Origin of the sequence: Blattabacterium clevelandi (assembly GCF_003268615.1) — a bacterium.
Classification (GTDB): domain Bacteria; phylum Bacteroidota; class Bacteroidia; order Flavobacteriales; family Blattabacteriaceae; genus Blattabacterium; species Blattabacterium clevelandi.
The window spans coordinates 589,872-601,326 of the sequence record NZ_CP029844.1; the positions used below are offsets into that span (position 1 = coordinate 589,872).

Annotated in this window: 6 protein-coding genes and 3 tRNA genes; 2 read left to right on the plus strand and 7 right to left on the minus strand. The window is 20.2% G+C overall.

The window, feature by feature from the left end:
- Positions 1-23: 23 nt before the first annotated feature.
- Positions 24-1,046, minus strand: a complete 1,023-nt coding sequence (locus DM817_RS02890) for a sugar phosphate nucleotidyltransferase (RefSeq protein WP_113738515.1) — start codon at positions 1,044-1,046, stop codon at positions 24-26.
- Between the two features lie 452 nt (positions 1,047-1,498).
- Positions 1,499-2,968 carry a lipopolysaccharide biosynthesis protein gene (locus DM817_RS02900; protein WP_113738516.1) on the minus strand — a complete coding sequence of 490 codons (1,470 nt, stop codon included), beginning with the start codon at positions 2,966-2,968 and terminating at the stop codon, positions 1,499-1,501.
- A gap of 124 nt (positions 2,969-3,092) precedes the next feature.
- On the opposite strand from DM817_RS02900, the gene DM817_RS02905 reads away from it, so the two are divergent.
- Positions 3,093-3,770: an ATP-dependent Clp protease proteolytic subunit gene (locus tag DM817_RS02905; protein ID WP_113738517.1), complete on the plus strand. Its 678-nt coding sequence runs from the start codon at positions 3,093-3,095 to the stop codon at positions 3,768-3,770.
- Between the two features lie 9 nt (positions 3,771-3,779).
- Here the strand turns inward: DM817_RS02905 and DM817_RS02910 are convergent.
- The 5 genes from DM817_RS02910 to DM817_RS02930 all read right to left on the minus strand — a co-directional run bounded on the left by DM817_RS02910 (position 3,780) and on the right by DM817_RS02930 (position 10,385).
- A tRNA-Arg gene (locus tag DM817_RS02910) sits at positions 3,780-3,853 on the minus strand.
- A 10-nt stretch (positions 3,854-3,863) separates the two neighbouring features.
- Positions 3,864-3,938, minus strand: a tRNA-Pro gene (locus tag DM817_RS02915).
- A gap of 13 nt (positions 3,939-3,951) precedes the next feature.
- Positions 3,952-4,036 (minus strand) — tRNA-Ser (locus DM817_RS02920).
- A 49-nt stretch (positions 4,037-4,085) separates the two neighbouring features.
- Complete coding sequence (locus tag DM817_RS02925; RefSeq protein ID WP_235610874.1) at positions 4,086-5,597, minus strand: HDIG domain-containing metalloprotein; 1,512 nt, start codon at positions 5,595-5,597, stop codon at positions 4,086-4,088.
- 525 nt (positions 5,598-6,122) lie between these two features.
- Positions 6,123-10,385: a translocation/assembly module TamB domain-containing protein gene (locus DM817_RS02930; protein ID WP_113738519.1), complete on the minus strand. Its 4,263-nt coding sequence runs from the start codon at positions 10,383-10,385 to the stop codon at positions 6,123-6,125.
- Between the two features lie 35 nt (positions 10,386-10,420).
- Between DM817_RS02930 and tsaD the strand changes: the two genes are divergently transcribed.
- Positions 10,421-11,452, plus strand: coding sequence for a tRNA (adenosine(37)-N6)-threonylcarbamoyltransferase complex transferase subunit TsaD (gene tsaD / locus DM817_RS02935; RefSeq protein ID WP_113738520.1), 1,032 nt, complete (start codon positions 10,421-10,423; stop codon positions 11,450-11,452).
- The last annotated feature ends 3 nt before the right edge of the window (positions 11,453-11,455 follow it).

Below are 11,455 nucleotides of genomic sequence, written 5' to 3' on the forward strand. Positions count from 1 at the left end.
TAGTTTTTTATGTAAATAAAAAATTAAAAATTTAAAATAGAATGATCTCCTAAATTTACTTTTTTTGGCATTTCTATATAAGATGTATAATTACCAATCATAGAATTGTAAATATTCACATTTTTTATTATTGTATAATCTTGTATTAAAGATTTTTTAATGTTACTGTTCTTTATTTTTGTGAATTTTCCTATTGAAACATAAGGTCCAATAACACTATTTTCAATAATTGTATTCTCTCCTATAAAACAAGGTTTTATAATAAAACTATTTTTTATAATCGTTTTTTCATGAATTAATTCGAATTTTTTGGATTCGATAGATAATATTTTTGAATTAGAGGAAATAGTTCTTTTTTTATTTCCAAAGTCCATCCATATCTGAACTTGTTTACTAGTAAATTTCATTCCTTTTTTTCTCATATTTTCTAATGCTGAAGTTAATTGATATTCTTGATCATTTTTAATATTATGATCTAGGATATATTGTAATTCTTTTTTTAATAGAGAACTATTTTTGAAATAATAAAGACCAATAATAGCAAAATTAGATACGTTATTTTTTGGTTTTTCTATAAAACGAGTAATTAATCCTGATGAATCACTTTCTACAATTCCGAATAAATTGGGGTTTTTAACCTTTTTTGTCCATATAATATTTTCTATTTTTGTATTTTTTATGATTTCAAAATCATCATTGTAAAATAAAGTATCGGAAAAAGCAATAATTATGGGTCCTATTAAAGAATTTTTTGCTTTAAGAAGGGCATCAGCAGTTCCTAATGGTTTTTCTTGATAGTATATCACAATTTTGTGAAATCCTATATCATTAGATATTTTTATTAATTGTTTTTCTATTTTTTTTTCTACTTTTCCTATAATAAAAACTATTTCTTTTATTGAAAGAATTTCAATAGATTTAAATAAGCTTTCAAGTAATCTTTTCAATATTGGTTTTCCTAATATTTGGATCAAAGGTTTAGGGGTTATTAGAGTGTGGGGACGAAGACGTGATCCTTCTCCTGCCATAGGAATTATGATTTTCATAAACTTAATTTATATCCAAAATTTTATATTCCGGTACTTCCAAAATTATTATTTCCTCTTTTACTTTTATTTAAAATAGAACATTTTTTCCATTTTATTTTTATTTTGGGATAAATATCTATAATGGAAATTTTTTCGTTAGGTTGAATTAAAATATTTTTTAAAGAGATATTTATTATAATTATTTTTAATTCTTTATAATATTGGTAATATTTTTTTTCTATTTTTTTTTTTTATTTGAAATATGGATCATACAAATGGTCCCAGTATCAATGAATTTTTTTTTGATAAAAAAAATTTTTTTAAAATTTTTATAAAAATTAAAATAAAAACCCGTTGAAATTAACTTTCTTTCCAAAAAAGATATGGAAACTGGATTTTGAATATTTGCTTTTAAAATAAATGTTGATGGATCACTTTTTGTATACAAAATATTCCTTTTTTTTATGTTTCTATTTTAATTTAGAAAAAAAATTATTTTTTTCGAGTAAAAAAACAATAATTATATATAAAAATTGTAAAAAAAAATGAATTTCTATCCGATTTTTATTATTAATTATATATGAAACTAAGAAAAAAGCAAATAATAAATGAAGAATAATATTCCATTTTTTTGTATAAAATTTAAGAAAATTTTTTTTACCCCAAAAATATAAAACTAATACCATACTTCCATAAGAAGTTATAGTTCCCCAAGCAGGTATCATAAAACTACTATTAGGAATTAATATAAATGCTATATTGAATAAAATTGTAATAGATACACCTATTAATGATATATAAGTTCCAATAATAGGTTTATCTATAATTTTATAAAAAATGGATAGATTTGTATAAATTCCTAAAAATAAATTTCCCATCATTACTATTGGGATAATAGATATTGCAATATGATATTTTTTATCGATTAAAAAATCTATGAGAATGGTAATATTTCCACAGATTAATACGTAAAATATTAAACCTAGTATAATAAATATATAAATAATCTCTTCGTAATAATATTTTGCATCAGAATCTTCAGATTTTTTAAAAAAAAAAGGTTCGATCCCCAATCGAAATGCACGAATATATAAACTCATAAAAGAAGCAATTTTATAACAAGCGGAATAAGCCCCGTTTATTTCATCGGAAAGCCATCTTTTAATCAATATCTTATCAAGATTTTCATTAATAGAAAATGCCATAGTTCCAAGCATAATAGGAATTCCATAATTTAACATTTCTTTAGCTAGAATCTTATTAAACTTTTTTATACTTACTTTCCTTAAAAAAATAGGAATAATTAAAAGAAAATTGCTTAAAGAAGCAATCATATTTGCAAAAAATATGTATCCTATTTTATCTGTAAAAGAATTAATCAATTCAAAAATGTAAGAATAATATTTTGGAATAAAGGGAATCATTTTTAATGATGTATAAAAATAAAACATATATATTATAAAAATAGATTGTACCAATATATTTATAACATTTATAGTAGTATATTTTAAAGCCATTTCATTAGCACGAATCCAAGCCATAGGAAGAATACAAATAGTATCAAAAAATATAATTATAAAAAACATGAAAAAATATTCTGGATGATTTTTATATCCAGCAATAGAAACTAAGTATTTGATTGAATTTACAGAAAGTATTAAAAATAAAGAGGTGATAAAAAATTGTATAATCACGATTGTTGAAAAAATCACATCCTTATTGTGATTCTTTTTTGATAAAAATCTAAAATAAGTATTTTCTAATCCAAAAGAAAGAAACCCTATAACTAAAAAGGATAAGGCATACATATCTGTATAAAGCGAAAACTCTTCTCTTTTTAAATATTTAGTAAAAAATTTTAGAAAAGCATAATTAATAATCTTTGGGAAAAGAAATCCTATAGAATAAATGATGGTTTGAATCAATAATTTTTTATACACAAATTCAAAACTTTTTTATCAAAATTAAAGGACTTTCTAAGTTCTACATTATTTTTTTTAATCTATGTATAGATGATAGTAATTATGATTAAATTTGATAAAATATTATCTATAGTAACTAAAAATGAATTATCATAAAAAAAATTCCAAAGAATTTGTGAAATTTGCTGTAAAAAATCAAAGAATAAATAGTTTATTGATAGATCAATATATTAAAATGATGACTCCATATATTGTTGAAGAACGTAAATTAAATATAGCACAAATGGATGTTTTTTCTCGTTTAATGATGGATCGTGTTATTTTTTTAGGAACTATTATAGAAGATCAAATAGCTAATATTGTTCAGGCACAACTTTTATTTCTTCAATCGGTAGATTCCTCAAAAGATATACAAATCTATATTAATTCTCCTGGAGGAAATGTTCATGCTGGATTAGGAATATATGATACAATGCAGATTATTGAACCAGATGTAGCAACTATTTGTACAGGAGTTGCTGCTTCTATGGCGGCCGTTTTACTTTGTTCTGGAGTTAAAAATAAAAGATCTGGATTAAAACATTCTAGAATTATGATTCATCAACCTATAGGAGGGACACATGGGCAAGCTTCAGATATTGAAATTACAGTTCGTGAAATTTTAAAATTAAAAAGAGAACTTTATGAAATTATCTCTATACATTCTGGATCATCAATTGAAAAAATCGAAAAAGATTCAGATAGAGATTACTGGATGACTTCTGAAGAGGCTAAAGAATATGGGATGATTGACGAAGTTCTAAAGGCAAAAAAAATATAATAAAAAAAATGATCACGACAGGATTCGAACCTGTGACCTACTGCTTAGAAGGCAGTTGCTCTATCCATTTGAGCTACGTGACCCATAAAACAATCGGGGTAGCAGGATTTGAACCTACGATCTCCTGGTCCCAAACCAGGCGCGATAACCAAACTACGCTATACCCCGTAAAAAAAAAAAGCGGAGAATGTGGGATTCGAACCCACGCGATATTTTTTTACCGACAGTTTAGCAAACTGTTCCGTTAACCACTCCGGCAATTCTCCTTATCCTTACTTATATACAAATCTAAAGTAGATCTATTAAATAAACAAATTAAATAGGGTATTCAATTCTAGTATGATAAATATTTATCAATTTTTTTTTAAGAACTTTCTTTATTTTTTCTATTTCTTTAAAAGTGATATTTGCATTAGAAAATTGATTTTCTTTGTTTTGTTTATTAATAATATTTTCTACTATATTTTCTAAATTTTTGTTAGATGGATTTTTGATACTTTTGGAAGCAGCTTCTACAGAATCACAAATCATAACAATAGCCATTTCTTTAGAAAATGGTTTAGGTCCATAATATTGAAATTGTTTTTCATCTACTATCATATTTGGATATATTTTTTTTTGTTTTTCATAAAAAAAATGAACAATACGATTTCCATGATGTGTTCGTATAAAATCCATAATGAGATCAGGTAAATGATATTTTTTAGCTAACTCAATTCCAATTGGAACATGTTGCAATATAATTTTAGCACTTTCTTTTGGGCTTATATTTTCATGGGGATTAAGTATATTATTATATTGATTTTCAGTAAAGAATATAGAATTTGGAATTTTTCCAATATCATGATAAATAGCTCCGATTCTTGCTAATAATGAGTCAGCTCCAATAGAAATAGCTGCTTCTTCGGCTATATTTGCTACAGTTAAAACATGTTGTAAAGTTCCTGGAGCTTTTTTAGATAGTAATCTTAATATTGGAGTATTTATATCAGAAAATTCTAATAATGAAATATCTGAAGTAATATTGAATAATTTTTTTAAAAAAAATATTAATGGATGAACAAATAAAGTTAATATTCCACTAAAAAAAAATAGATAAAAAGTATCTAAGGAAATATTTTTTAAGGATCCTTGACGAATTAGAGTAAGTGAACAAAAAGTAATTATATAAGTAATAGTTATTTTACATACTGAAAAAAATAAATTAATTATATTATAATTATTTTTTAGCATTACTAGAAATCCTGTAATCACTTGAAGAAAAATAAATTCAGAGCTATTTGGTGTAATTAAGGATAATAATAAAATTGTTATTAAATGGATAAGAAGACTTAAATTTATATTAAAAAATGCACGAATACTTATAGGAAAAATACAAAATGGTATCAAATATAATTTTTTAGAATGATATATTATAGTTAATATTGTTATTAAGAATATCAATAACATATTGATGATTAAAAAATTTATTTTTTTATTATTTTGAAATATTTTATTTTGGAAATAAAAAAGATATAAAAATAATATCTTCAATATTATACTTATTATTAAAAAATATCCTATAATTAAACCATAATACTTTTTTTTATTCCATATTCTAAATTCATATTTTTTATTAAAAAAAGAACATGTTTGAAATTTATATTCATCTATAATATTATTTTTATTGCAATAAATTTTATTCCAATTTTTTAATTTTAGAATAATAAAATAAATATCTTTATTATTTTTTTTTAGTATTGAATAAAAGGGGGCTTCATAAAAATAAGTTTTTTTCTTATAAAATTTGTATTTTAAAATATCTTTTTTTGGGAAAAAAAAGATCAAGGATAAGATAGAAATCAGTATTATAAAAATCTTATCTGTTTTTATATAAATCAATATTTAATAATCATTTAGATATTACCTTAATAAAAAATTGAAACTATACAATTATTCAATTTTATGGAAGGATAAATATTTTCTTATAAAATTTAAAAAAAATTGAAAAATATTAAATATTAAGAATATTCATATTTTTGAAATATATTCATCGGATTTATTCTCAAAAAAAATAGTAGATTATGTTTTAAGCATTTCTTTAATTTATTCAATTTTCGAAATAATATTTCTAGCATATGAAGGATTTATAGCAATAATTAATTTGACAAAAAAATTATATTTACCATAAATAAAGTAAAATATAATTATAAAATTTTTTAATTTTTAGTTAGTATTTAGATTCAATATTCTGACCATAGTATGATCTATTCCATATTTCATTTTTATTGTATTATATCTTAAAATCATTCTTATACATAAAAATATTATAAAAATACAAGATACAAAACTTTCTTTTTAAGATATATTTTCTTATTTTTCAATATATTTTTTATTAGTTTTATGTAATTTTTTTTTATGGAAAAAAAATTCATAAATTTTTTTCCATAAAAAATCTGATGAAATTCTATAAATAATTTCATTTCCATAAAGTGGATAAATATCATAATTTCTAGTTTTATTTTTTTTATTTTTAGAATGAGAAAAAATCAAATTATTATTGAAACGAGAAAAAATTATGAATTTTAAATGACTATTTTTAGTACGATGGAGATTGAAATCTAATTGAATTTCTTTTATTCTAAATAGATTTCTTTTTTCTTTTTTCATTTTTTTTATAAAAAATTCTATATTACTTCTTATAGAAATACGATTATTAATTTCATAATATATTGAAGAAAGTATACTTCTATATTTATTTTTTTTTCTTTCGATAAAATCAAAATGAACGTTCAATGATGGACTTATTTCTGAAATAATATTTTCTATATGTTTCAAACATAAGTTATAAATAAGAGAGGATAAAAAATTCTTTTTTGGAAAATTTTTTTTCAAAAATTTTCCTAAGGTTAAAATAGAAAAAAATTGAATATTTTTTTCCTCATAAGAATTTAATTTTTTGAATAATTTTTTTTTAATTTCTTCATTACTATTTGGAAATAAAATATCAAGATTAATCTTGGGATTTTTTATATCTCCATAAATACTCATTTTTAATTTTGTATATATGATTATTGGATCATAAGTACTTGAAAAATTTTGGATATCTAAATAATCTATTACATTAGATACATATCTAGTATAATATGCTGTCAAATTAATATTTGAGTGATTGAAATTATTTGTCCAAGTAATCATTCCACCTGATTTGATTTTAAATTGCTTTTTTAATTTTAAAATTGGAATTTTTTCTTTATTTGAAAAATGATAAAATCCGTCTTTGACAAAATAGGTACCACTGGTTTGAATATTCGTATCTATATTTTTTTTTAAAAATAAAGGCCCTTGGCCTCTTAATTCTATAAAATTTTCTAAATTATTATCTAATAATATTGAAACTTTTGTATTTTTATTTATATATGTTTTTATATTTAAAGAAAATTTATTTTCTTTATTCTCATTTTCTACTTTTTTTATTTCATTTTTTTGAATATCATTTTTATTGAAATTTGTCTTATTAGGATTTATAAAGTCAATAAAATTATTATTTTTATATTCTAATCCTTTTGGATTGATATATAAATGAGAAGAATTTAAAATATTTCCTTTTTTCATATAAATTTTTAAATCTTTATCTTTTTTTATTATTTTAATTTTTCCATTAGAAAAAATTCTTCCAAAGAAAAAAGTATTATATTTTTTTTTGGTATTTAAAACAAGCAATTTATTTGTATTTATAGATAAATTTAAATTCCATTTAAAAAAATTATTATGTAAAAAAAATCCATTTATATAACCTTTTGTATGGTATTTTGTATCTATAAAAGGAGATGAATTTAAAATAAAATAATTATGAATAAGATAGATATAAGTTGTATTGATCATTTCATAATCTGTATTGATAGAGTTTATTTTTATTCCAAATTTTTTAATTTCTATTTTTCCAAAATAATGAGGATTATCTAAAGATCCTTTAATCTGAATCTTCCCTATAACAATTCCTCTCGCTTCGCTATTAATTTTTTTCCAAAAAAAGGAAAAATCACTCATATTTAAATTTTGAATATTGATATTTAAATCAATATTTGATTTTTTTTGTAAATTATTATTAATATTTCCAGATAAAAATAAAATTTCAGAAGATCCTTTTTTTAAAATTCCATGAATTTTATAATTTTTTTTATATGGAAAAGAATGAATATAAAAATCTCCAATAACTTTTTTTTCAATTAATACATTATTAATTTTTATATTCATGTTATTAAGTTCAATTTTATTTTTTTTTATTTGTAGAATACAAAAACCATTTGTCATCCCATCTATCATTATATTTCTTTTTGGAATTATTCTTTTTAATTCTATATTTTTTAGTATAAATCTAAATTTATTACAATTATTTTCAATAAAATCGTAATTTATTACAATTGTTTTTTGTTTTTTTTCTTTTGAAGTTGAAGATAACATAAGATTATTAATGCTCCCCCTATGATTGATTAAGTCTATTGTGATTTTTCCAATATTTTTATTGATATGATTAATGATAAACCAATCATATCCATTTATATTTAATTGAGAAAAAATAATAAAAAAAATAAGAGAATGATTTTCCTTATATTTTTTATATGGATCATTAATTTTTTTAAAAATTAGATTAACGGTTTGTTTTTTAACTTCTTTTTTTTGAAAATTGAAAAAAAAATGAGAATAAATCAATAGATAATTTTTTCTATCTAAAATAGATAGATCTATATATTTAAATATAAAATTTTTAAAAAAAATCTTTTCAATGGATAATTGTATTTTTTCTTTTAAAAAAGAATTTACCTTAATAGAAATATTTTTAATAAAAATTTCATTTAATTTAATTGTTTTGGTAAAAAAATGAATTTTTATTTTCCTATTTTTTAATAATCCTGATAATTGAATATTATCAGATAATATTTTCATTTTTTTTTGTTGATTAAAAAATTTGTAAAAAGATTTTTTAATGAATAAATTAAAGTAAGCATATTGTTTTTCTAAAAAATTATTTTCTATTTTTTTTTTTGTAATTAAACAATATATCTCATTTTTGAATGATTTTAATAAATTATTCCATTCAAAATTTCCATAAATATGACCGATAATAATATCGGATATATTTATAGAAAGTTTTTTTAATGATTTATTTTCAAATGAAAATACTTTTATAAAAAATCGATTTTCATTTTTATATTTAGCTATATTTATAGAAAGTTTTTGAAAATATGAATTTTTTTTTCTATTTAAGTTTATTTTCGATTCAGAATTAGGAAAAAATAAAGTAGTAAAAAAGTTGTAAAAATCATTTTTAACCTTTTTTTTAAAAAAAAAATTATTATAAATTCCTTTAAATTTAAAAATCCATAAACCTGATGGGAAACTACTAAAAAATGGTATTTTTGATATTTTTAATATATTATTTTTTTCTGTTAAAATTTCACCTGTATACTGTATATTGTTATCATTGATACGAATACAAGTATTATATATATTTGCTCTAATATTATTATATTGAATATTTCCATTAAGGTTAATTAACCTTTTTTTTATAATCAAGTTTCCTCTATAAATAAAATTTTTAGAATAATTTTTTAGAAAATTAAATTTTAAATCAAAATTTGATAAAGTTAATTTTTGTATTTCATGAGATGAAATTTGAAGAATGGTTTTTAAAAATTGAATTTTTTTCCATTTGTTATTAAAATAGAAAATATTAATTTTATCTGAAAAAATTTTATTTCCATAAACATTTTTTATTAAAATTTTAGAAAAAGAAAGTTTTTTATTAAATTTTCCATTTATAATACCTTGAATAAAAAACATAGAATTGGAAGACCATTTTTTAGTATAAAAAAATAGATTGATTAAATCTATTCCTAGTTTAGACCCTTCAAAAATCTCCCCTTGTATATTCCTATTTTTTTCGTAAAAAAAAGATTTTTCATATCCATTATTATAGAATATAAATTTTCCTTTTAAAAAACTATTATTTGTTTTTATAAAGAAATTATGAATTTTTAATTTTAAGGGATCATATGTAAAACGACAGAAAAAATTTTTAATTCTATAACTTTTTTTTAAATTTATATTTTCGTATGTTAAATAAGCATTTTTTACTTTTAAATTAGAGCAAGTAATAATTCCAATAGAATTTTTACTCAATTTTTTTTTTATTACAAATTCTTTTAATAGATAAAATAAATTGTTTTCTTTTTCATTAAAATATTTTTTAACAAATATCTTTGGATTCTCAATAATTAAATTTCCTATATTTAAATATTTTGAATTAATTAAAATATATTGAAATAAATTTTCAATAGAAATTTTACATTTAGAAAAATGAACAAAAGAAAATTTATGATGATCTATGATATTTACATCATGAAAAGAAAATTCTTTTTTAAGAATATTAAAAGTTATATTTTTTACATAAATTTTACCACTAATATGGTCCTTGACTTTTTCCAAAAGAAAAGAAACTATTTTTTCTTTTATTGTATGTTTTTGATAATAAATAGTATAAAATATCCCTATTATAAAAAAAAGGACTATTATACAGAATAAAAATATTTTTTTATTTTGAAAAATAAATTTTTGTAAAAAACAATTATTCATTTCTTAATTCTTCTAAATATATTGTTATTTTTTTTATGAAAAAAAAACTTATTATTATTGGTATAGAATCCACATGTGATGATACCGCTGTTTCTATTATTAATAATAGAAAAGTTCTATCTAATGTAATTATCCGTCAAAAAATTCATAAAAAATATGGGGGGGTAGTTCCTGAATTAGCTTCAAGATTTCATGATAAAAATCTTTATTTAGCTGTAAATAAAGCTATATCCTTAGCAAGGATAGATAAATATGAAATTGATGCTGTATCTTTTCCTTTAGGACCAGGATTAATCGGATCTTTATTAGTAGGCGCTTCTTTTGCAAAATCTTTTTCAATTGGATTAAAAATACCTTTACTAACTGTAAATCATGTACAAGCACATGTCCTTGTACATTTTATAAAAAATGCGAATATCAATAATTCTTTTCCAAAATTTCCTTTTTTATGTTTAATGATTAGTGGTGGACATACCCAAATAATAAAAGTAAATGATTTTTTTAAAATGGAAATATTAGGATCTACCTTAGATGATTCTGTAGGAGAAGCATTTGATAAAATAGCTAGAATGTTTGGTATTGATTATCCTGGAGGCCCTTTATTAGATCATTTTTCTAAAAATGGATATTCAAAAAAATTTAATTTTTCAAAGCCAAATGTTAATGAATTAGATTTTAGTTTTAGTGGATTTAAAAGCCATATTTTTCAATATATAAAAAAAAAATCAAAAAAAGATTCATTTTTTATTAAAAATAATTTAGCTGATTTATGTGCTTCTGTGCAAAAAACTATATCAGAAATACTTTTGGAAAAAATACATAAAGCGACTATAAAAACTGGAATTTTTAGAATAGTTTTAGCAGGAGGAGTTTCCGCTAATAATGAAATTAGACGTAATTTTATTCTTTTTGCAAAAAAAAATAAAAAATTGGAAATTTTTATTCCAAAAAAAAAATATTCAATAGATAATGGAGCTATGATAGCTATTACAGGACTATTTAAATACAAAAAAAATTTTTTTGATTCTATCAATGTAACTCCATATACAAAATTTCAAAAATTCTAAAAA

What these genes read in the sequence shown, in the direction of transcription:
- DM817_RS02890 (WP_113738515.1), bottom strand. Translation starts at nt 1,046, where the DNA reads ATGAAAATCATAATTCCTATGGCAGGAGAAGGATCACGTCTTCGTCCC.
- DM817_RS02905 (WP_113738517.1), top strand. Translation starts at nt 3,093, where the DNA reads ATGAATTATCATAAAAAAAATTCCAAAGAATTTGTGAAATTTGCTGTA.
- DM817_RS02930 (WP_113738519.1), bottom strand. Translation starts at nt 10,385, where the DNA reads ATGAATAATTGTTTTTTACAAAAATTTATTTTTCAAAATAAAAAAATA.
- tsaD (WP_113738520.1), top strand. Translation starts at nt 10,421, where the DNA reads ATGAAAAAAAAACTTATTATTATTGGTATAGAATCCACATGTGATGAT.